This is a genomic window from Pseudomonas sp. GW823-FHT06B06 (assembly GCF_058795195.1).
Genome location: NZ_JBXAHO010000013.1, coordinates 1 through 22178, shown reverse-complemented (window position 1 = coordinate 22178; position 22178 = coordinate 1). Strand labels below are relative to the sequence as shown.

21 protein-coding genes are annotated in these 22178 nt (G+C 60.1%); 7 read left to right on the top strand and 14 right to left on the bottom strand.

Annotation, left to right across the window (positions count from 1 at the left end; genetic code table 11):
- The first annotated feature begins 53 nt into the window (after positions 1-53).
- On the top strand, positions 54-1250 hold the full coding sequence (locus AC1Q8Q_RS14050) for a multidrug effflux MFS transporter (protein WP_020796344.1): 1197 nt from the start codon (positions 54-56) through the stop codon (positions 1248-1250).
- Between the two features lie 8 nt (positions 1251-1258).
- Here the strand turns inward: AC1Q8Q_RS14050 and AC1Q8Q_RS14045 are convergent, their stop codons facing one another.
- The gene (locus AC1Q8Q_RS14045; RefSeq protein ID WP_008066222.1) at positions 1259-1429 is read right to left on the bottom strand and encodes a hypothetical protein; all 171 of its coding nucleotides are present in this window, start codon (positions 1427-1429) and stop codon (positions 1259-1261) included.
- A gap of 153 nt (positions 1430-1582) precedes the next feature.
- Positions 1583-2596, bottom strand: coding sequence for a zinc-binding alcohol dehydrogenase family protein (locus AC1Q8Q_RS14040; RefSeq protein ID WP_020796343.1), 1014 nt, complete (start codon positions 2594-2596; stop codon positions 1583-1585).
- Between the two features lie 126 nt (positions 2597-2722).
- Here AC1Q8Q_RS14040 and vimR point away from each other — a divergent pair, with 126 nt between their 5' ends.
- Positions 2723-3652, top strand: a complete 930-nt coding sequence (gene vimR / locus AC1Q8Q_RS14035; protein ID WP_020796342.1) for a transcription regulator VimR — start codon at positions 2723-2725, stop codon at positions 3650-3652.
- A 226-nt stretch (positions 3653-3878) separates the two neighbouring features.
- Positions 3879-4613, top strand: coding sequence for an ArsR/SmtB family transcription factor (locus AC1Q8Q_RS14030; protein WP_020796341.1), 735 nt, complete (start codon positions 3879-3881; stop codon positions 4611-4613).
- 15 nt (positions 4614-4628) lie between these two features.
- Here the strand turns inward: AC1Q8Q_RS14030 and AC1Q8Q_RS14025 are convergent, their stop codons facing one another.
- The 3 genes from AC1Q8Q_RS14025 to AC1Q8Q_RS14015 all read right to left on the bottom strand — a co-directional run bounded on the left by AC1Q8Q_RS14025 (position 4629) and on the right by AC1Q8Q_RS14015 (position 7825).
- A complete protein-coding gene (locus tag AC1Q8Q_RS14025) occupies positions 4629-5582 on the bottom strand; it encodes an adenosine deaminase (RefSeq protein ID WP_020796340.1) in 954 nt (317 codons plus the stop codon).
- Positions 5583-5660: 78 nt separating this feature from the next.
- Complete coding sequence (locus AC1Q8Q_RS14020) at positions 5661-6629, bottom strand: 2-oxoglutarate and iron-dependent oxygenase domain-containing protein (RefSeq protein ID WP_492615164.1); 969 nt, start codon at positions 6627-6629, stop codon at positions 5661-5663.
- A 122-nt stretch (positions 6630-6751) separates the two neighbouring features.
- Positions 6752-7825 (bottom strand): BMP family ABC transporter substrate-binding protein, encoded by a 1074-nt coding sequence (locus AC1Q8Q_RS14015; RefSeq protein ID WP_168757188.1) that lies wholly within the window; start codon positions 7823-7825, stop codon positions 6752-6754.
- Positions 7826-8112: 287 nt separating this feature from the next.
- On the opposite strand from AC1Q8Q_RS14015, the gene AC1Q8Q_RS14010 reads away from it, so the two are divergent.
- The gene (locus AC1Q8Q_RS14010) at positions 8113-9204 is read left to right on the top strand and encodes a calcium:cation antiporter (RefSeq protein ID WP_168757189.1); all 1092 of its coding nucleotides are present in this window, start codon (positions 8113-8115) and stop codon (positions 9202-9204) included.
- Positions 9205-9300: 96 nt separating this feature from the next.
- Here AC1Q8Q_RS14010 and AC1Q8Q_RS14005 read toward each other — a convergent pair whose 3' ends face one another.
- From AC1Q8Q_RS14005 to AC1Q8Q_RS13995, 3 genes are all read right to left on the bottom strand, one after another.
- Positions 9301-10659: an 8-oxoguanine deaminase gene (locus AC1Q8Q_RS14005; RefSeq protein WP_020796335.1), complete on the bottom strand. Its 1359-nt coding sequence runs from the start codon at positions 10657-10659 to the stop codon at positions 9301-9303.
- A gap of 265 nt (positions 10660-10924) precedes the next feature.
- On the bottom strand, positions 10925-11608 hold the full coding sequence (locus tag AC1Q8Q_RS14000) for an SDR family oxidoreductase (protein WP_020796333.1): 684 nt from the start codon (positions 11606-11608) through the stop codon (positions 10925-10927).
- 18 nt (positions 11609-11626) lie between these two features.
- Positions 11627-11914 carry a MerR family DNA-binding protein gene (locus tag AC1Q8Q_RS13995; RefSeq protein ID WP_080725338.1) on the bottom strand — a complete coding sequence of 96 codons (288 nt, stop codon included), beginning with the start codon at positions 11912-11914 and terminating at the stop codon, positions 11627-11629.
- 84 nt (positions 11915-11998) lie between these two features.
- Here AC1Q8Q_RS13995 and AC1Q8Q_RS13990 point away from each other — a divergent pair, with 84 nt between their 5' ends.
- Complete coding sequence (locus tag AC1Q8Q_RS13990) at positions 11999-12439, top strand: hypothetical protein (RefSeq protein ID WP_168757191.1); 441 nt, start codon at positions 11999-12001, stop codon at positions 12437-12439.
- A gap of 62 nt (positions 12440-12501) precedes the next feature.
- Here the strand turns inward: AC1Q8Q_RS13990 and AC1Q8Q_RS13985 are convergent, their stop codons facing one another.
- The 6 genes from AC1Q8Q_RS13985 to AC1Q8Q_RS13960 all read right to left on the bottom strand — a co-directional run bounded on the left by AC1Q8Q_RS13985 (position 12502) and on the right by AC1Q8Q_RS13960 (position 18957).
- Positions 12502-13428, bottom strand: coding sequence for an ABC transporter permease (locus AC1Q8Q_RS13985; protein ID WP_020796330.1), 927 nt, complete (start codon positions 13426-13428; stop codon positions 12502-12504).
- Complete coding sequence (locus tag AC1Q8Q_RS13980) at positions 13428-14540, bottom strand: ABC transporter permease (RefSeq protein WP_020796329.1); 1113 nt, start codon at positions 14538-14540, stop codon at positions 13428-13430. The genes AC1Q8Q_RS13985 and AC1Q8Q_RS13980 overlap by 1 nt, the downstream gene beginning before the upstream one ends.
- Before the next feature lie 10 nt (positions 14541-14550).
- Positions 14551-16104: an ABC transporter ATP-binding protein gene (locus AC1Q8Q_RS13975; protein WP_168757192.1), complete on the bottom strand. Its 1554-nt coding sequence runs from the start codon at positions 16102-16104 to the stop codon at positions 14551-14553.
- 604 nt (positions 16105-16708) lie between these two features.
- Entirely contained in the window at positions 16709-17290 is a 582-nt protein-coding gene (locus AC1Q8Q_RS13970; RefSeq protein WP_033041420.1) for an IMPACT family protein, read from the bottom strand.
- Between the two features lie 7 nt (positions 17291-17297).
- Positions 17298-17948, bottom strand: a complete 651-nt coding sequence (locus tag AC1Q8Q_RS13965) for a TetR/AcrR family transcriptional regulator (RefSeq protein WP_020796325.1) — start codon at positions 17946-17948, stop codon at positions 17298-17300.
- An 88-nt stretch (positions 17949-18036) separates the two neighbouring features.
- Entirely contained in the window at positions 18037-18957 is a 921-nt protein-coding gene (locus AC1Q8Q_RS13960; protein ID WP_020796324.1) for a LysR family transcriptional regulator, read from the bottom strand.
- 137 nt (positions 18958-19094) lie between these two features.
- Here AC1Q8Q_RS13960 and aptA point away from each other — a divergent pair, with 137 nt between their 5' ends.
- On the top strand, positions 19095-20444 hold the full coding sequence (gene aptA / locus AC1Q8Q_RS13955) for an omega-aminotransferase AptA (protein ID WP_083350094.1): 1350 nt from the start codon (positions 19095-19097) through the stop codon (positions 20442-20444).
- A 75-nt stretch (positions 20445-20519) separates the two neighbouring features.
- The gene (locus tag AC1Q8Q_RS13950) at positions 20520-22013 is read left to right on the top strand and encodes a CoA-acylating methylmalonate-semialdehyde dehydrogenase (protein ID WP_020796322.1); all 1494 of its coding nucleotides are present in this window, start codon (positions 20520-20522) and stop codon (positions 22011-22013) included.
- Positions 22014-22178: the final 165 nt, after the last annotated feature.

Sequence of the window (22178 nt, the reverse complement as noted above, 5' to 3'; positions counted from 1 at the left end):
TCCATGCGCGGCTAGACTGTCGGGCTGCCGACTTCTGTCCCATTGGATGCCTGATGAATTTTCGCACAATCCTGATTCTTGGCGCCTTGAGCGCTTTCGGTCCGCTGGCGATCGATTTTTATCTGCCGGCGTTCCCGGCAATGGCGCTCGCCTTCGGCACCGACGAAAAACACGTTCAGCTGACATTGGCCGCCTATTTCCTCGGCTTGTCCATTGGTCAGCTGGCTTACGGCCCGGTGGCTGATCGGTTCGGGCGACGCATGCCGTTGCTGATTGGGGTCGGGCTGTTTACCGCCGCTTCGTTGGCGTGCGCGTATGCACCGAGCCTGGAGTGGCTGATCGGTGCGCGGTTCATCCAGGCACTGGGTGGTTGCGCAGGGATGGTGATCTCGAGGGCTGTGGTCAGCGACAAATGCGATGCGGTGGGCTCGGCAAAAGTCTTTTCGCAATTGATGCTGGTGATGGGGTTGGCGCCGATTCTTGCACCGATGCTCGGCGGTTTGCTGGTCAACACCACTGGCTGGCAGTCGATCTTCCTCGCGCTGACTGGGTTCAGTGCCCTGGCAGGGCTGGCCGTGGCACTGGGCCTGCCAGAAAGCATGCCCGCCCATTTGCCACGCCAACCCTTGGCGGGGGCGTTGCGCCAGTACGCACGTTTGCTCAAGGACCCGGTATACCTCGGCCATGCCCTGACGGGCGGTATCGCCATCGCCGGCATGTTCTCCTACATCGCCGGGTCGCCGTTCATCTTCATCAAGCTCTATGGCGTTCCGGCTGAACATTTTGGCTGGTTCTTCGGTGCCAACGCGGCGGGGTTCATCCTCGTGGCCCAAGTCAACGCGCGACTGTTGGCCAAGCGTGGTCCGGCGTTCCTGCTGACACGCACAGTGTGGATCTACCTCGGAGCCGGCCTGGCGTTGCTCGCCGTCAGTGCGCTGCACACCGCACAGCTTTGGCCGCTGCTGATTCCATTATTCGTCTGTATCGCCAGCCTCGGTTGCATTCTTCCCAATGCCTCGGCCTGCGCGATGAACGGCCAGGGTGCCCGCGCCGGCAGTGCTTCGGCCATGCTCGGGTGCCTGCAATTCAGTGTCGCAGCAGGCGCTGCGGCGCTGGTCGGTGTGTTGCACGACGGCACCGCCATGCCGATGGCCATGGTCATCAGCCTGTGCGGGATTCTGGTGGTGAGCGCGGCGCTGCTCACCCGACGTATACAAAATGCCCGGGCGTTGGTGCAAGTCCAGGTTTGAGGACTGACTCAGCCAACAGCGCGCTGTTGGCGGTCGGGTATCTGGTGCGGGGCGTGTAGGCGCGCTTCAAGGGTATTGGTGAAGGCGCGGGCTTCGGCTTCGCTGCGGAAGGTGACGGCATGTTGATCCAGGCGAACCTGCCACTGGGACTTTGCCAATTCTTTTATCAGGATCTTCATTACTGACCTCCTCAAGTAAAAGATTTCTCGCAGAGGCTTCGATTGTAGTCCTGAATACGAGCGCGATTGTGACAAGGCTCAACTCTCGGACTGACGGTTTGTAACAAAAAACATCGCAGTCCGAGAGCAGCCTTCGGCAGCTCCTGCAGTCGCTTAAAACCCTTCCAGCACAATCTTGCCCTTGGATTTTCCGCTTTCCAGCAGTGCATGGGCACGCCGCAGGTTCGCCGCGTTGATGATGCCGAAATGTTCGCCAACCGTGGTTTTCAGAGTGCCGGCGTCGATCAGCTCGGCTACCCGGTTGAGCAATTTGTGCTGTTCAATCATGTCCGCGGTTTCGAACAGTGAGCGGGTGTACATGAACTCCCAGTGCAGTGACAGGCTCTTGCGCTTGAGCTTGGTCACGTCGAGGCTTTTCGGGTCGTCGATCAGTGCCAGCTTGCCTTGTGGTGCCAACGCCTCGACCAGTTGATCCAGGTGATGATCGGTTTGGGTCAGGCTGGCGACATGGGTCACCTGATCGATGCCGGCCTGTTTGAGGGCCTGTGCCAGTGGCTGGCTGTGATCGATCACCTGATCGGCTCCCAGCGCTTTCACCCAGCTTTGGGTCTGCGGGCGCGAAGCGGTACCGATCACATTCAGGCCCGTGAGCTGTTTGGCCAGTTGCGTGAGGATCGAACCGACGCCGCCGGCCGCACCGACGATCAACAGGCTCTGGCCTTCAACGGTCTTGCCTTCGTGCACCTGCAGGCGCTCGAACAGCAACTCCCACGCGGTAATGGCCGTCAACGGCAGGGCGGCGGCCTCGGCGAAACCCAGGGTGTTCGGCATATGGCCGACGATTCGTTCATCCACCACGTGCAGCTCGCTGTTACCGCCGGCACGGGCGATGGAGCCGGCGTAGAAGACCTTGTCGCCGGCCTTGAACAATGTCACTTCGCTGCCGACCGACTTGACCACGCCGGCCACGTCCCACCCCAGCACTTTAGCCGCGCCGGCTTCAGGCTGGACGTTCTGCCGGACCTTGGTGTCCACCGGGTTCACCGAGATGGCCTTGACCTCCACCAGCAGGTCGCGGGGGCCAGCGACTGGCTCCGGCAGTTCGATGTCTTGCAGGGCGTTTTCATCGCTGATCGGCAACGAGGCGTAGTAGGCAACGGCTTTCATTGGAAGGCTCCCAAATAACTATCTGAATTAAGATTCGATGGGATGGATGATTGGCTATTTCTAAGGAAGATAAAACCCGCTAAAAGAGCAGTCTCTTTCAATGTTTTTTTGATAATGAAGGCTCACATGCTGCGGTTCGATGATTTGCAGTTGTTCGTCCGTGCGGCGGACCTGGGCAGCCTGTCCGCGGCCGCACGGGGCATGGACATGTCGGCAGCAGTGGCGAGCGCGGCGTTGAAGCGCATCGAACAGCAACTGGGCGCCCGCCTGCTGGCCCGCTCGACCCGCAGCCTGCGCCTGACCGCAGAAGGCGAAGGTTTTCTGGAGTACGCTCGGGCGGCCTTGAGTCATCTCGACGAAGGCCGGCGTCTGTTGGCCAGCGGTCAGGATCAGGTCAGCGGCGTCTTGCAGTTGTCCGCGCCTTCGGACTTTGGGCGCAACCTGCTGCTGCCCTGGCTGGATGAGTTTCAGCGCGAGCACCCGAAGCTAACCGTGCGCTTGCTGCTGGGCGACCGCATCGCCGATCTGTTCCGCCAGCCAGTGGACATCGCCCTGCGCTACGGCGAGCCGGAAGATTCCAGCCTGGTGGCGCTACCCATCGCCCCACACAATCGTCGAGTGCTGTGTGCCGCGCCCGAATACCTCGCCCGGCGTGGCGAGCCACGCCAACTGGAGCAACTGGCCCAGCACAATTGCCTGCTGTTCATGCTGGGCAGCCGGGTTCACGATCACTGGAGTTTTCATGACGGCAAGCGCGAGGTCGGCCTGACCGTCGGTGGCGATCGTTTCAGTGACGATGCCGATGTCGTGCGCCTGTGGGCGCTGGCAGGGGCCGGGATCGCTTACAAATCCTGGCTTGATGTGGCCAACGATGTGTTAGCGGGGCGCTTGAAAGTGCTGATGCCGGAACTGCTCTGTGAGCGCGCACCGCTGAATCTGTTGTGCGCCCATCGCGCACAGTTGAGTAAGCCGGTGAACCTTTTGCGGGAAATGCTTGCCAGCCGATGCGCCCATTTGAGTAGTCATTTTCCGGGATTATCGGGTTTCGATCATTAGTCTCAGGCAAAAAGCGAAATTTCCCTCAGGAACTATCAGCATCGGCGGTTTGCGGGGGGCAGGATCTGGCGGCCAACCGGCCTATACTGATGCTTGCCTGGTGAACGCACCACCGATCGCAAGGGCGAGCCCGGTTTATGGCAGTTTCCACGTTTGGCCGACAGCACATGACGGGTCAAGATATCTCTGAGCAGCAGGACGATACGATTCAACAGGGAGTGAATACATGGAACATGCACCTTGCATTAGCCAGATAGCCACGTTGCTGGCTGACCCGAAGCGCAGCGCAATGATGTGGGCCTTGATGGACGGATCGGCTCGACATACTGAAGAATTGGCATTGATGGCCGGGCTGTCACCGTCTTCGGCGAGTGCGCACCTGGCGCGGTTGTCCGCCGGAGGCCTGTTGAAAGTAGAAACCCGTGGGCGAAAGCGCTTCTTCCGCCTGACAGCACCCGAAATCGGTGCCGCGATCGAAGCCCTGGCCAGCGCCACGCTGGCCAGCACACCGCAGGATATCCCGGACATATTCAAACGCGCCGCCCCCTTGGCCAAACCTCAGCCGAGGGGTTCATCGCTGTTGCGTGCGCGGCTGTGTGAGGACCACTTGGGTGGCACCCTGGCCGCCGATCTGTACCAGCGCCTGCTGGAGGCCGGCTGGATCGAGCAGTTCGACCAGCGGGTCACGATCACCCTCAAGGGCTCGACGCAGCTGGCGTCACGCGGTGTCTTCATTCAGGCGCTGGCCCATCGCAACGGCAAGGTTGCCTGTGCGTGTCCCGACTGGAGCGAAAGACGGCCGCACCTGGGCGGTGCCTTGGGTGCGGCGTTGCTGCAGCTGTTCATGCAGTCCGGTTGGCTGAACTTGCCCGTGGATTCTCGTGCCCTGCAGCTTACCGCCGCCGGGCAGAAAGAAATTCACCGTTTCGCCAGGCAGACCGAGCTGGAAATGGCCTTGTAGGAGACCCGGTAGATATCAGGGTTTGACCAACCGGGCATCCAGGCTGTTCTGCGCCAGGCGTTTGGCCTGGTCCTGGGTCATGCCCAGGTCGGTATACAGGGCATGGAAGTTTTCGGTGACGTAACCGCCGAAGTACGCCGGGTCATCGGAGTTCACGGTCACTTTCACGCCACGCTCGAGCATGTCGAGAATATTGTGCTGCGACATGTGATCAAACACACAGAGCTTGGTGTTGGACAGTGGGCACACGGTCAGCGGGATCTGCTCATCGATGATGCGCTGCATCAAGCGCTCGTCTTCGATGGCGCGCACGCCATGGTCGATGCGCTGGATTTTCAACAGGTCGAGGGCTTCCCAGATGTACTCGGGTGGGCCCTCTTCACCGGCGTGGGCGACCGTCAGGAAACCTTCGCCACGGGCGCGGTCGAACACGCGTTGAAATTTGCTCGGTGGGTGCCCCATCTCGGAGCTGTCCAGGCCCACGGCGACAAACGCATCGCGGAACGGCAGCGCCTGGTCGAGGGTCTTCTGCGCCTGCTCTTCGCTCAAATGGCGCAGGAAGCTCAAAATCAAACCGCTGGTGATTCCCAGTTGTTGCTCACCGTCCTTCAACGCTGCGGCGATGCCATTGAGCACCACTTCGAATGGAATGCCACGGTCGGTGTGGGTCTGCGGGTCGAAGAACGGTTCGGTGTGAATCACGTTCTGCGCCTTGCAGCGCAAGAGATAGGCCCAGGTCAGGTCGTAGAAATCCTGGGAAGTGCGCAGCACGTCGGCACCCTGGTAGTACAGGTCGAGGAATTCTTGCAGGTTATTGAAGGCGTAGGCCTTGCGCAGGGTTTCGACATCGCTCCACGGCAGGGCGATCTTGTTGCGTTCGGCCAGGGCAAACAGCAGTTCGGGTTCCAGCGAACCTTCCAGGTGCAGGTGCAGTTCGGCCTTGGGCAGGGCGTTCAGCCAGTCGTACATAATTCTGTTCTCATCAGGTGCAATGGCGCCATTCTACAGATGCTCGTCGCAACAATTGATAAAACCTGACCAGGCGGTTCATTCCACCGCCTCCTGTTCCCGTCGATAAGCGTAGGTATCGGCGAAACGTGAGAGTAGGAACTGGGCGCAAGTGGTGGCCGGGTATTTTGCCGCCTGCTGTTCATCCTGGCATCCGGGCAGGCATTCGATGCGGGTATCGGGGTGTGGCTCGGCAAAGAATGGCATCGAGTAACGATCCACGCCCAATGGGCTGATCACCCTGTGCGGCGTTGACAGGTAACGGTCGTTGCTCCAGCGCGCCATCATGTCACCGAGATTGACCACGAACGTCCCTTCGATCGGCGGGGCATCGATCCATTCGCCTTTTACGTTCCTGACTTGCAAGCCACCGGCGGCATGCTGGTAGAGCAGGGTGATACAGCCGTAATCGGTGTGAGCGCCGGCGCCTTGTTGCTCCCGGGAAGTGGCGGTGTGTCGCGGCGGGTAGTGAATCATGCGCAATACGCTGACCGGTTCACGAAAGCGCGTGTCGAAAAAATCCCGCTCGATGCCGAGCGCCAACGTCATTGCCCGCAACAAGGTTTGCGCAAGTGCCTGCATGTCGACGTAGTGTTGCTCCATCAGCGCCTCCCAACCCGGCATCGATGGATGGCGGTTGGGGCCGCGCAACGGTTTTTCTGCCAGCACATCGGGATGGTCGAGCGGCAGGTGCAGGCCCATGTCGAAAGTTTCTTTCAGGTCGCTGGGTTTACTCGGGTCCAGTTGTTCGGTGGCAATAGCGCCATAGCCGCGATGGTGACGGGTCTGGGTGATATCGATCTTGAGCTTCTCGGCAGTTGGCAGGGCGAAGAAACGCTTGGCGCTGTCGAGCACGGCGTCGATGCGCGCGGCGCTGATCGGGTGACCCTTGATGTAGAAAAAGCCCCATTCGCGGCAGGCGTGGTCGATTTGCTTTGCCACGGTTGCCCAGGCGCTTTGGTCGTCGGTGTAGAGCGGGGCGATGTCGATGATGGGAAGACTGTTCATACACAATCCTGAGAGCGTTGAAAATCCCTGTAGGAGCTGCCGCAGGCTGCGATCTTTTGATCTTGATCTGATAAAAAATCAAAAGATCGCAGCCTGCGGCAGCTCCTACACGGGGTGGGGTACTACTTGGGCATCTCCGCCTTCATGCCTTCCACGTAATAATTCATCGATGCCAGTTCCGTATTCGTCGCGCTGACACCCGCAGGTATTTTCTCGACCCCGGCCTGGTCCTTGATCGGCCCGGTAAACGGCTGCAACGTGCCGCTCTTGATGTCGGCGATGATCTGCTCCGCTTCAGTCTTCACCGCCGCCGGTACCAGATCGCTGATCGGCAGTTCAACGGTGCCTTCCTTGAGGCCACCCCAGTAATCCTGGGTTTTCCAGCTGTGGTCGATCACGCTTTGGGTTGCTTGAAGGTAATGCGGCGCCCAGTCGTTGACGATGGAGGTCAGTACCGCCTTGGGGCCGAAGTGCGCCATGTCCGAAGCGTAGCCCACCGCATACACGCCGCGACGTTCAGCCGCCTGGATCGGCGCCGGGCTGTCGGTGTGCTGGAACACCACGTCCACGCCCTGGTCGATCAGCGCGTTGGCGGCATCGGCTTCCTTGCCCGGATCGAACCAGGAATTGACCCACACCACTTTGATTTCAGTGCCCGGGCTGTACTTGTTCAGGGCCAGTTGAATGGCGTTGATGTCGCGGATCACTTCCGGGATCGGGAACGAGGCGACGTAGCCGATCTTTTTGCTTTTGGTCATCTTTGCCGCAAGGAAACCGCCGACGTAGCGACCTTCATAAGTGCGCGCCAGGTAGGTGCCCAGGTTCTTGTCCTGCTTGTAGCCGGTGGCGTGTTCGAACGTCACATTGGGAAACTGTTTGGCGACCTTGAGTGTCGGGTTCATGTAGCCGAATGAGGTCGTGAAGATCAGGTCGTACTTGTCCTTGGCCATGTTGCGGATCACTCGCTCGGCGTCCGCGCCTTCGGCAACGTTTTCCACATAGTTGGTGGTGATTCGGTCGCCAAGCTTTTGCGCCAGTGCCTGGCGTCCCTGTTCATGCTGGTACGTCCAGCCGTGGTCACCGATAGGACCAATGTAGACAAAGCCTACTTTCAGTGGCTCAGCGGCAAAGGCGCCGAGGCTGATCCCGAGGCCGATGGCGGCGCACAGCAGTTTGTGCAGTGGACGTATTTGCATGAATTCGAACTCCCTTTTGTTGTGTGTGGAGAGGGTCAATGCAAAAGCCTGACCAACCGGACAACAAATGCCAGGGAAACCGTGTGATGGCTATCGCGAGCAGGCTCGCTCCCACATGGAAACGCGATTACCTGTGGGAGCGAGCCTGCTCGCGATGAGGGCTGCAAGGTCGAAAAAAGTGCATGACCTTAAAGAGGCGCCATCCACTGGTGCGCTAAGGTGAAACGAAACGTTATCGCCGCGTTGCAGTCAGTCGCATATCGCACCTCCTCGGCAAAAGGCCCGACATGCTCACGATTCTCAAGCAAGAAACCTTTCTGCTACTGGCCTTGATCGCCGCACTCGTGGCTTTCCCGCTGGAGCACTGGTTGCTGCACAGCGGCCAGGCGATCGCGCTGGCTGGCGGGCTGGTGCTGATCGCATTCATCGTCGCCGCCTCCATGCGTGTCGCCCATCAAGCCGAACTGCTCGCGGAAAAGGTCGGCGACCCTTACGGCACGATGATCCTGACCTTGGCCGCGGTGCTGGTGGAAGTGGTGATCCTGGCGATCATGATGAGCAACGAAGCGTCGGCTACGCTGGTGCGCGACACGATTTACTCAGCCGTCATGCTCGACATCAATGGCATCCTCGGCCTGGCGGCGTTGATGGGTGGGCTCAAGCATGGCGAACAGTCCTACAACGACGATTCGGCGCGCAGCTACAGCGTGATGATCCTGACCGCGATGGGTGTGTCGATGGTGGTGCCGGAGTTCATTCCCAAAGGCGACTGGAAGCTCTATTCGGCGTTCACCATTGGCGCGATGGTGGTGCTTTACGCCTTGTTCCTGCGGATGCAGGTCGGGCCGCACAGTTATTTTTTCAGCTACAGCTACCCGGAAAAACGCCGCAAGAAAGAACCGCTGGAGCAGGAGCCGGCACCGATCAGCCTGACATTGTCGATCGGCATCCTGGTGTTCGGTGTGGTGGTGATCGGTGCCCTGGCCGAAGTGATGTCCAAGACCCTCGACCTGGGGCTGGAAGGGACGGGCGCACCGCCGGTGATCACGGCGATTCTGGTGGCGGCCATTTCGGCCGCCCCGGAAATTCTGACGGCATTGCGCGCAGCATTGGCCAACCGCATGCAGGCGGTGGTCAACATCGCGTTGGGGGCGTCGCTGTCGACGGTGATCCTGACGGTGCCGGTGATGGAAGCAATGGCGCTCTATACCGGGCAGCCGTTCCAGATGGCGATGACCCCGGTGCAGACCGTGATGATCTTCATCACCCTGATCGTCAGTGCGATCAACCTCAACGATGGCGAAACCAACGCCATCGAAGGGATGACTCACTTTGTGCTGTTTGCGACGTTCATCATGTTGTCGTTGTTGGGTCTGTAGGAGCTGGCGCAGCCTGCGATCTTTTGATCTTGTTTTTTAGAAGCAAAATCAAAAGATCGCAGGCTGCGCCAGCTCCTACAGTGGATCGGTGTTGGGTCAGACGCCCGCGATCAACTGCCGAGCCGCCTGGCTGTGATCGGCAATCAATCCCTTCAGGTCCAGCCCCTCGACCTGCCCGTCGATCACTCGCCACTTGCCGCCGACCATCACCCGGTCCGCACGGTCCGCGCCGCACAAGAGCAGTGCCGATACCGGATCGTGGCTGCCGGAGAAGCGCAACTCGTCGAGTTTGAACAGCGCCAGGTCAGCTTGTTTGCCCACGGCGATTTCACCGATGTCGCTGCGCCCAAGCAAACTGGCCGAGCCTTTGGTCGCCCAGCCCAGTACGCGCTCTGGTGTGATTTTCTCGGCACCGTAGCGCAGACGCTGGATGTACAACGCCTGACGGGTTTCGAGCATCATGTTCGACGCATCGTTGGAGGCAGAACCGTCCACGCCAAGACCGAGCAACGCGCCGGCATCGGTCAGCTCGATGGTCGGGCAGATGCCGGAGGCCAGGCGCATGTTCGAGCTTGGGCAATGGCAAATACCCGTGCCGGCGGCGCCAAGGCGGGCGATTTCATCCGGGTTGAAGTGGATGCCGTGTGCCAGCCAGGTACGCGGTCCGAGCCAGCCGACGCTGTCCAGGTAATCGACGGTGCGCAGGCCAAAGCGCTGCAGGCAGAAATCTTCTTCGTCGAGGGTTTCCGCCAGGTGCGTGTGCAGGCGCACGTCGAGGTTGTTCGCCAGTTCGGCGCTGGCAGACATGATTTGCGGGGTGACGGAGAAGGGGGAGCAGGGCGCCAGGGCGATCTGGATTTGCGCGCCTTCGCCACGTTCGTGGTACTCGGCGATCAAGCGCTGGCTATCGGCCAGGATCACTTCACCTTCCTGCACGGTTTGCTGCGGCGGCAGGCCTCCGTCCTTTTCACCCAGGCTCATGGAGCCGCGCGTCAGCATGGCGCGCATGCCCAGTTCGCGAACGCTCTCGACTTGTACATCGATCGCATTTTCCAGGCCTTCGGGGAACAGGTAGTGGTGGTCGGCGGCCGTGGTGCAACCGGACAACAGCAGTTCAGCCAAGGCGACTTTGGTGGCGAGGGCGAGCTTTTCCGGAGTCAGGCGTGCCCAGACCGGGTACAGGGTTTTCAGCCACGGAAACAACGGCTGGTTGACCACGGGTGCCCAGGCGCGGGTCAGGGTTTGATAGAAGTGGTGATGGGTGTTGATCAGCCCCGGCAGGATCACATGCTCGCGGGCATCGAATACTTCGTTGCACGGCGCGGAGGGCTGTTGGCCGAGGCCAAGTACTTCGACGATCAGACCGTCTTGCAGCACCAGGCCGCCACGGGCGTCGAGGTCGTTGGCTGTAAAAATGGCGAGGGGATTTTTTAACCAGGTACGGGTCGCAGGCATGTTGGCCGGCTCCTCTGAAAGTTGGGTTCAGGGTTGCCAGCTCAGTGTTGCCCTGTCTGCTGATCCAGGGTCGCCGGGGAGGCGAGGTGCCAAGTTTTAATCAAAACGGTGTCGCGGGCAAGCCCGGTCCGACCAGACAACGTAAAACCCTTGCAGGAGCGAGCATGCTCGCGAAAAACGTCCAGACAACGCGGGCATCCAGAAAGCCCGCGTCATCTTTGGCGTCCATCGCGAGCAGGCTCGCTCCTACAGTGGGCGGCGGTGGTTACCAGGGAATGGTTTCACCCCTGTAGTTGATGAAGTGATGCCCGCCCTTGCCGGCATACGCATTCACCTGGTCAATCAGTCCGCGTGTGCTGGTGTCCACATCGATGTCAGCACCTTCACCGCCCATGTCGGTTTTCACCCAGCCCGGATGCAGCGACAGTACGGTAAGGCTGGTTTCGCCCAACTGCGTGACGAAGCTGTTGGTCATGGAATTGAGTGCAGCCTTGCTGGCCTTGTACAGCGCCAGTTCCGGCGCGTCTGGCATGGTCACGCTGCCCAACACCGAACTCATGAAGGCCAGCACGCCGTTGTCCGGGCGGATTTGCCCTACAAAGCGTTGCGCCAGGTTGATCGGCGCCACGGCATTGGTGAAGAACAGTTGGCCAACCTCGGCCAGGGTCGCGCCGCCGTTTGGTGTCTGCACCTCAGGGCCTTTCACCCCGGCGTTGACGAACAGCAGGTCAAACACTTCGTCCTTGAGTTTCTGGCTCAGCATGATCACCGCTTGCTGATCGTCCATGTCGAGTTTCTCGATCCGCACCTTGCCCAATGCCTTGAGGGCCTCGGCGTTTTGCGGATTGCGCACAGTGGCGGTCACTTGCCAGCCATCGGCAAGCAGGGTTTTCACCAGGCCGAGGCCAAGGCCGCGGGAGGCACCGATGATCAGTGCGGTTCTGGACATGTGTGGCTTCCTTGAGGTTCAGGGACGTGGATTCAATGGACAATCTTGTCCAAGCCGTTGTTGCAACTCATCGCGCAATGCGCCCAGTTCGGACATGCGCGCTTCGATCAGTTTGAGCTTGTCTTGCAGCAATCGTGTGACGGCACTGTCCGGATCGGGCGACTGCCAGATGGCGCCGACGCTGTGGCCGATCTCGCCGAAGTTAAAGCCCAGCCGTTGAGCGGTCTTGATGTACTGCACCAGCTGCACCCTGTCTGCCGGGTCGCGGCTGACGGCGCTGGCCTGGGCTAATTCACCGATGCGCATCATCACGTCTCTTCGAGGGCTTGACCCTGGAGCATACTCCAGGCTTTAGCCTGGTTGCTCCCGGAAATTGATGGAGCAATATCGATGTGGACTTCAATGCAATATCGCCGCTTGGTTCGCGGCAGTGCCTGGTATGACCTGATCGTTATGGCAGCGTTTGCCACGCCATGGAGTTTTGTCGCGGTGCACGGGCTTTTGTTGAGCTTGAGCCAGGCTTTCAATCTATCAGGCGAGCTACCGCCGTTCGAACCGATGCACGTGTTGATGGCGAATCTATTGGGCTCGATAGTCTGCGTGTGGGCGGTGCTGCGCATTCGTGATCCGCAGCAGGTTTATGGGCGGTATGACGCCGTGGCCAGATTCCTGTTCTCGGCTTGGCAGGCTTATGCCCTGATCCATGGTGTGAGTTCGCTGCTGGTGATTTTTCTGGTGTTTGAATTGATGTGGGGCATTGCTCAAGTGTTGCCAGTGCGGGCCTCTTCGCGGGCAAGCCCGCTCCCACAGGGACTGCGCCAGACACATTAATAGCGGCGCACGCGCATATGTGGGAGCGGGCTTGCCCGCGAAGAGGCCAGACCAGACAACTGCTAATGCCCAGCCTGCCACGGCTGCCCCAATGAAACCGGCGCATACAATCGTGTGCGCACCTTGTCCCGGGACAGCAGCACCAGCACCACAATGGTCGCCACATACGGCAGCATCGCCAGCAAACTCGATGGAATCGCCAGCCCCAGCCCTTGCGCCACCAGGTGCAGGATGCTGGCGAGTCCGAACAGGTACGCGCCCAGCAGCAAGCGCCATACCCGCCAACTGGCGAATACCACCAGCGCCAGGGCAATCCAGCCGCGGCCGGCGCTCATGTTTTCCGCCCACATCGGTGTGTAGGCCAGCGATAGGTACGCGCCGGCAAGTCCCGCCATCGCGCCGCCAAACAACACCGCCAATGCGCGCACGGCCAACACCGGCAAACCCATTGCGCTGGCCGCATCCGGGTTTTCCCCGACCGCCTGGATGATCAGCCCGACGCGGGTCTGCAGCGTCACCCAGGCCACCAGCGCAAACAGCGCGAATGACAGGTACACCAGCAGATCCTGGGCGAACAGCATCCGTCCGATCAGCGGTATCTCGCTCAAATAAGGGAGTGCCACCGGCTCGAAGCCCGTTAGCGGTTTGCCAACCCACGCCGCACCGACAAAGCTCGACAACCCCACGCCGAAGATCGTCAGGGCCAGCCCCGTGGCGACCTGGTTGGCATTGAAGACCAGCGCCACCAGAGCGAACAACGATGACAACAGCATCCCGGCGAACATCGCCAGCAATACGCCGAGCCACAGGTTGCCGGTGCTGAACGCGATGATGAACCCCATCACCGCGCCAAACAGCATCATCCCTTCCTGGCCCAGATTGAGTACGCCGCTTTTCTCGCAGACCAGTTCGCCCAGCGCCACCAGCAACAGCGGTGTACCGCAGCGAACCATGGCGTAGAAAATGTTACTCAGCAGATCGATATCCATCACAGGGCCCCTACTTGTTGTTGTACGGCAGTGGCGAGTGCACGGCGTTTCCTGCGCAGGTTCAAGCGGGGGCGGTAGAGAATCAGCACATCACAGGCCAGCAGGAAAAACAGCATCATCCCCTGGAACAGTTGGGTGATCGCTTGCGGCAGGTTCAAGCTCATTTGCGCACTCTCGCCACCGATGTAAAGCAACGCCATCAACAAGCTGGAAACGAGAATGCCAACCGGGTTCAAGCGCCCGAGAAACGCTACGGTGATCGCTGCGTAGCCGTAGCCCGGGGACACTTGCGGTACCAATTGCCCGATCGGCCCAGTCACCTCACATGCACCCGCCAAGCCCGCGAGGCCACCGCTGACCAACAGCACCAGCCAGACCAGGCGTTTTTCTCGAAAGCCGGCGAAGCCAGCCGCGCGCTTGTCCAGCCCAAGCACTTTGATCTGGAACCCGACGAAGCTTTTGTGCAACAGCACCCACACCGCCACCAGGGCGAGCAGGGCGAAGTACACGCCTGCGTGAATTCGACCGTCTTCCATTAACAGTGGCAAGCGGCTGGCGTCACCGAACATCGCCGACTGCGGAAAATTGAAACCCTGCGGATCTTTCAGCGGACCGTGGACGCAATACAACAGCAGGTTCAACGCGATGTAGTTGAGCATGATGCTGGTGAGGATTTCATTGGCGTTGAAGCGAGTTCGCAACCACGCTGTCAGCCCTGCCCACGCGGCACCGGCCAGGGTTCCGGCAAGCAGGATCACGAACAGTGCCCAGCGGCTTTGCACCTCGATGAAGTTCACCGCCAGCACGCTGCCGGCCAAGGCGCCGAGCAGCAGTTGGCCTTCGGCGCCGATGTTCCAGATCCGCGCCTGGTAGGCAACGGCCAGGCCCAGCGCGCAGAGCAGAATTGGTAACGCTTTGACCAGCCACTCGGAGAGCCCGTACAGGTCGCTGATCGGCGCGACCAACAGCGTATGCAAAGTCAGCAATGGATCGTGGCCCAAGGCGATAAACAGCAATGAGCCACTGCCCAGGGTCAGGGCCGCCGCCAACAACGGCGAGCACCACAGCATCAGGCTCGATTGCTGGCCACGTGGTTCAAGAGAAAGCAGCATGTGAACTCCGTTAGCGTGTGGCGTAGGCGGGCAATTGAGGGGCGTCGAACTGGCCGGCCATCCAGCCACCGACATCGGTCAGGCGAGTGTCGACTGTGGCCTTGAGCGGTGATAACTGGCCGCTGCACAAGGCGCCGAGGCGGTCGCTGATCTGGAACAATTCTTCGAGGTCTTCGGAAATCACCAGGATTGCCGCGCCGGCATCGCGCAGAGCAATTAGCGCCCGGTGAATGGTCGCGGCCGCGCCGACATCCACGCCCCAGGTCGGGTGCGCAGCCACCAGCAATTTCGGTTGTTGAAGTATTTCCCGGCCCAGAATGAATTTCTGCAAGTTACCGCCAGATAGGCTGCGGGCTGGTGCATGGGGGCCGGAAGTCTTGACCCCGAAGCGGCGAATGATCTCCTGCGCGAGCGCCTGGACCTTGCTGCGCTGGATCAGCCCCTTGCTCACCAGACCGTGCTGGAATGCGCTGAGCAGGGCGTTGTCCGCCAGGCTCAGATCCGGCACGGCGCCATGCCCCAGTCGTTCGGCCGGAACGAAAGCCATTCCGCGTTGGCGACGGGCATCGGCACGTAGATGCGCAACCGGTTCGCCGCCAAAGCTGATGGTTGCAGCCTCATTGCGGCTCAGTCGTTCTTCGCCGCTGAGCAACGCCAGCAGCTCGTCCTGACCATTGCCGGCGACACCGGCGATGCCGACGATTTCACCGCTGCGCACGGCAAGGTCGATGGCCTTGAGCGAGCAACCGAACGGGTCCGGGTTGTGCCACGACAAACCTTGTATGTTCAAAAAAACATCGCTGCCGGCCACCTTCGTGTAATCGTCGATCAACTCCGCCGCTTCGCCAACCATCAGGCACGCCAGTTGCCGATCCGAGTAGTCGGCCGGTACGCAATGCCCGGCGACTCGCCCGCCGCGCAACACGGTAGCGCTGTGGCAAAGCGCGCGCACTTCGGCGAGTTTGTGGCTGATGAACAAAATGCTGCAGCCCTCGGCGGCCAGTCGACGCAGGGTCACGAACAAGTCCTCGGCCTCCTGCGGAGTCAGCACCGAGGTCGGTTCGTCGAGAATCAACAAGCGGATGTCCTGCATCAGGCAGCGAATAATTTCCACCCGTTGCCGTTCGCCGATGGACAGGCTGTGCACCAGTCGCTGCGGCTCCAGCGACATGCCGTAGCGTTGTGACACATCATCAATCTTGCGTTCAAGCTGGCTGGGCGAGCCTGCCGCCGCCGCCATGGCCAGTGCGATGTTCTGCGCCACGCTCAGGGTTTCGAACAGCGAGAAGTGCTGGAACACCATGCCGATCCCCAGTTCGCGAGCCTGGGCCGGATTGCGCAGGTTCACGGGCTGGCCATGCCAGAAAATCTCGCCAGCATCGGCATGGACGACGCCGTAGATGATTTTCATCAAGGTGCTTTTGCCGGCACCGTTTTCGCCGAGCAACGCGTGGATTTCACCGGGGGCGATAGTCAGGTCGATGGCATCGTTGGCCAGGCAGCCGGGGTAGCGTTTACTGATGTTGCTCAGTTGCAGACGGGGCGTTGGATCGGCGGTGGGCATGACAGGCTCGATTCGATTGAATTGATGCCTGTGGATAAAGCAATTTTCTGGCCATCAGGTCAGGAAATATTCTGGAAGTCCTTGTGTCAGGGCATTGCGCTCGCTGCCGTGTTGGGGTTGATCGCGAAGCAGGCACCACTTGAGTGCAACACCGTTGATCCGCTCCCGTTTTGCGCATCTGCCTTTGATCAAAAAATGAGCACATGACCGCAAGCCATGCCCGATATGCAGCCGCGCCAGCCATGAACGGGTTATCCACAGATTGTTCCACAGTATTTGTGCGCAAGCTCAAAGGGTGGGCATAAGCGCGGGGCGGCTTTCTTCTAAAAGTGCTAAACCAACCTAACTGATTGTTTTCATTTGTATTTAGCAGTTTTAAAGAGGAAATGGACGAAAAATGAGCAAAGCCCGCAAAGCCGCATGACAGAAGGGTTACAGCGGTATGTGCTCAGGTTATCCACAGGCGGGTGCACAGCAGATGTGGGCAACTAGGCGATAAGTGCAAAAAGCGCAGTGCTCCAAAAGATCGCAGCCTGCGGCAGCTCCTACAGGGGATAGCGTTCTCCCTGTAGAAGCTGCCGCAGGCTGCGATCTTTTGATCTTGCTAGCGCTGCAACACAATCCGCCCACGACTCAGGTCAGCGAGTTGAGACTGCAAAGTTGCGATCTGCCCGGCACCCACCGCCAACTGCAATTCAACGCCATTGGCCGTGAAATCCTCCTGCACCACCAGTGCGCCGAGTTCCGCGACGCGCAGCTTGACCAACGCCAGCTCACTGAACGCACAAGCGCATCGCACCGGCACTCGACTGATCAACTCAACCTTTGGCGCCGCTTGCAGGCACTTGTTGGCACCGCCGCCATAGGCCCGGGCCAGTCCGCCTGTGCCCAGTTGAATGCCGCCATACCAGCGAATGACCAGCACGACGACCTGATCACAATCCTGTGCCTCGATGGCCGCCAGAATCGGTCGGCCAGCCGTGCCGCCAGGCTCGCCGTCGTCGGTACTGCGGTATTGATCGCCGAGCTTCCACGCCCAGCAATTGTGCGTAGCGTTCGGATCGCTGTGTTGGGCGATGAAGGCCTGGGCGTCGGCGGGGCTGCCGATCGGCGCGGCAAAAGTGATGAAGCGGCTTTTGCGAATCTCTTCGCGGTATTCGCAAAAGTCGCTGAGGGTAAAAGGCATAGTGGTCTTAGAGGGAAGGTGTCAGGCCGCAGCCTTTGAGAATGATACGGATCAGATTGTTGCCGGCGTCTTCCATGTCCTGCTTGGTCAGCTTGCTGCGTCCGCTGACCCGGCAGATCTGCGTGGCGAAGTCGGCGTAATGCTGGGTGCTGCCCCACAGCAGGAAAATCAGGTGTACCGGGTCGACCGGGTCCATTTTGCCAGCGTCAATCCACGCCTGGAACACCGCTGCACGGCCTTGGAACCAGGTGCGATAGTCCTGGTTGAAATATTCGGTCAGGCATTCGCCGCCACTGATGACCTCCATGGCGAAAATTCGGGACGCTTGCGGTTGGCGCCGGGAAAACTCCATCTTCGCGCGGATATAGCGGGTCAGGGCTTCGGCGGGGTCGTCTTGCGCGGTCAGGGTATTGAAGGTGCTGTCCCACAACTCGATGATGTTGCTCAGCACCGCCACATACAAACCGAGTTTGTTGGTGAAGTAATAATGCAGGTTCGCTTTGGGCAAGCCGGCATTCAGGGCAATGGTGTTCATGCTGGTGCCCTTGAACCCGTGACGGGCGAACTCGTCCTCGGCGGCCTTGATGATGGTCTCTTCGTTTTTCTGACGAATGCGGCTGGCGGGCTTGCCGCTGTGAGCTGGGACTTCAAAGGTCATGGGCACTTCCGATCAAGAGGGGTTGCGGGCCTTGACGTTGATAGCGCACCCACAGGTTCCAGACAAGTCCCGTTAAGAAAAACCCCTGTCAGCGTGTCGCGGCCAGGCTCTCCAGGAAGCTTTCCAGCACCAGGTGCGGACGACGCCCCTTACGCGTGACCGAGGCAAGACTCAGGTCATAAAAACGCGTCTTGGCCTTCAGCGCCCGCAAGCGTCCCTGTTGCACCCAAAGACTCGCATAGTGATCCGGCAGATAACCGATATAGCGCCCGGTCAGGATCAGAAAGGCCATGCCTTCACGATCCGATGCGCTGGCGGTGCAATTGAGCGCTTGATAATGAGCCTGGATGTCCGCCGGCAAACGGAAGGTCGGGGCAATCGCGTCCTGGCTATTGAGGCGTGCATCGTCCAGTTGCCTGTCATCGACATAAAACAGCGGGTGGCCCACCGCGCAATACAGCAGCGAGCGTTCGCTGTAGAGCGGTTGATACTCCAGCCCGGACAGCGCACTCGCCTGTGGCACCACACCGACGTGCAGTCGACCGTCGAGGACGCCTTGCTCCACTTCGTTGGGCGCGATCATCCGGATCTGAATCTGCACATCCGGTCCGCGTTCCTTCAATTGCGCCAGGGCATGGGTAATGCGCATGTGCGGCAGCGTCACCAGGTTGTCTGTCAGGCCAATGGTCAACTCGCCGCGCAGATGTTGGTGCAGGCCGTTGACCTCGGTGCGGAAACTTTCCAGTGCGCTCAATAGTTGCAACGCCGACTGATAAACCTCGCGACCTTCTTCGGTCAGGGAAAATCCGGCACGCCCGCGTTGGCACAGACGCAAACCCAGGCGCTGTTCCAGGTCACTCATTTGCTGGCTGATCGCTGATCGACCGATGCCGAGCACGCTTTCAGCCGCGGAGAAGCCGCCGCATTCGACCACGCTGCGAAAGATCCGCAGCAGACGGATATCGAAGTCGCTGACTTGTGCCAGTGGATCGGGACGACGGCTGCTCATGCGCTTACTCGATAGTTTAGTGAGGGGCTGACTGAAGGTTACAAAAGTTGGATTTCACCGACTTTATCCCCGTGGCAACTTAGCTGCAACAGCGGTTTTTAATCCCTACGCGCTTATTGCCTTGCGAGGTTTCACCCATGAACTTGCCTGAAAACGCCCCGACATCCCTGGCCAGCCAGCTCAAGCTCGATGCCCACTGGATGCCGTACACCGCCAACCGTAACTTTCAGCGCGACCCGCGCCTGATCGTTGGCGCCGAGGGCAGTTGGCTGATCGACGACAAGGGCCGCAAAGTCTATGACTCGCTGTCTGGCCTGTGGACCTGCGGCGCCGGGCACACCCGCAAGGAAATCCAGGAGGCGGTGGCCAAGCAACTGGGTACCCTCGACTACTCGCCGGGCTTTCAGTACGGCCATCCGCTGTCGTTCCAGCTGGCGGAAAAGATCACCGACCTGACGCCGGGCAACCTGAACCACGTGTTCTTCACCGACTCGGGTTCCGAGTGCGCCGACACGGCAGTGAAGATGGTGCGAGCCTACTGGCGCCTCAAAGGCCAGTCGACCAAGACCAAGATGATCGGCCGTGCCCGTGGCTATCACGGCGTGAACATCGCCGGCACCAGCCTCGGTGGCGTGAACGGCAACCGCAAGCTCTTCGGCCAGGCGATGATGGACGTCGATCACCTGCCGCACACCTTGTTGGCCAGCAATGCGTTCTCCCGTGGCATGCCGGAGCAGGGCGGTATCGCCCTGGCTGACGAACTGCTCAAGCTGATCGAGTTGCACGATGCCTCGAACATCGCGGCGGTGTTCGTCGAGCCCATGGCCGGTTCCGCTGGCGTACTGGTGCCGCCACAGGGTTACCTCAAGCGCCTGCGCGAGATCTGCGATCAGCACAGCATCCTGCTGGTGTTTGACGAAGTGATCACCGGTTTCGGCCGTACCGGCAACATGTTCGGTGCCGACACCTTTGGCGTTACCCCAGACTTGATGTGCATCGCCAAGCAAGTCACCAACGGTGCGATCCCGATGGGCGCGGTGATTGCCAGCTCCGAGATCTACCAGACCTTCATGAATCAGCCGACGCCTGAATACGCGGTGGAATTCCCCCACGGCTATACCTATTCCGCGCACCCGGTGGCGTGCGCAGCGGGCCTGGCAGCACTCGACCTGCTGCAAAAGGAAAACCTGGTACAGAGCGTCGCCGAAGTCGCACCGCATTTCGAAAACGCGCTGCATGGCCTAAAGGGCACCAAGAACATCATCGACATCCGTAACTTTGGCCTGGCGGGGGCGATCCAGATCGCGCCACGTGACGGCGACGCCATCGTGCGCCCGTTCGAAGCGGGCATGGCCTTGTGGAAAGCAGGTTTCTACGTGCGTTTCGGCGGCGACACCCTGCAGTTCGGCCCAACGTTCAACAGCAAGCCGCAGGACCTGGATCGTCTGTTCGACGCGGTCGGCGAAGTGCTGGGCAAGATCGACTGATTTCTTCTTCTATATACCTACAAGAAACGGGTGCGCGATTTGGGCGCGCCTGTGGACAACTTTTCAGGAGCTTCCATGAGCGTTATTCCGCATTTGATCAATGGCGAACTGGTCACCGAGAACGGTCGCGCGGTTGATGTGTTCAACCCGTCCACCGGTCAGGCTATCCACAAACTGCCGCTGGCCACCCGCGAAACCATCCAGAGCGCAATTGATGCCGCGAAGGCTGCATTCCCGGCTTGGCGCAACACGCCGCCGGCCAAACGTGCCCAAGTAATGTTCCGCTTCAAGCAACTGCTGGAGCAGAACGAAGCGCGTATTGCTCAATTGATCAGCGAAGAACACGGCAAGACGCTGGAAGACGCGGCAGGTGAGCTGAAGCGCGGTATCGAGAACGTCGAGTTCGCTTGCGCGGCACCGGAAATCCTCAAGGGCGAATACAGCCGCAACGTCGGCCCGAATATCGATGCATGGTCCGACTTCCAGCCGTTGGGTGTTGTGGCCGGTATCACGCCGTTCAACTTCCCGGCCATGGTGCCGCTGTGGATGTACCCGCTGGCGATCGTTTGCGGCAACTGCTTCATCCTCAAGCCGTCCGAGCGTGACCCAAGTTCTACGCTGCTGATCGCGCAATTGCTGCTGGAGGCTGGTCTGCCTAAAGGCGTGCTGAGTGTGGTGCACGGTGACAAGACGGCGGTGGACGCTTTGATCGAGGCACCGGAAGTCAAGGCGCTGAGCTTTGTCGGTTCTACGCCGATCGCCGAATACATCTATAGCGAGGGTACCAAGCGCGGCAAGCGCGTGCAGGCCTTGGGCGGGGCGAAGAACCACGCGGTGCTGATGCCGGATGCAGACCTGGACAACGCCGTCAGCGCACTGATGGGCGCGGCCTACGGTTCTTGCGGCGAGCGTTGCATGGCGATCTCGGTAGCCGTGTGCGTCGGCGACCAGGTGGCGGATGCGTTGGTTGCCAAGCTGGTGCCGCAGATCAAGGCACTAAAAATCGGTGCAGGTACCAGCTGCGGCCTGGACATGGGCCCACTGGTGACTGGCCAGGCACGCGACAAGGTCAGCGGTTATGTAGAAGACGGCGTAGCCGCCGGTGCGACACTGGTGGTGGATGGCCGTGGCTTGACCGTTGATGGTCACGAGGAAGGTTTCTTCCTGGGCGGTTGCCTGTTCGACAACGTCACGCCAGAAATGCGTATCTATAAGGAGGAGATCTTCGGGCCAGTGCTGTGCGTCGTACGGGTCAACAGCCTGGAAGAAGCGATGCAGCTGATCAACGATCACGAGTATGGCAACGGCACCTGCATCTTCACCCGTGACGGAGAAGCGGCACGCTTGTTCTGCGACGAGATCGAAGTGGGCATGGTCGGCGTCAACGTACCGCTGCCGGTGCCGGTGGCTTACCACAGCTTTGGTGGTTGGAAACGTTCGCTGTTCGGTGACCTGCATGCGTACGGTCCGGATGGTGTGCGTTTCTACACCCGTCGCAAGGCCATCACTCAACGCTGGCCGCAGCGTGCGAGCCATGAAGCTTCGCAGTTCGCTTTCCCTAGCTTGTAAGTAGAAGGGTAAAGAAGGCCGACCCATAGGGTCGGCCTTTTGTTTTGTGGGCTTTTATACCTATATGACAGTTTTGTGAAAATAGCGGTTGACGGCAGATTCTGGAAGCCTATAATTCGCCCCACTTCCGGCGCAGTCGAAACGGAAAACTCCTTGGTAAACAAT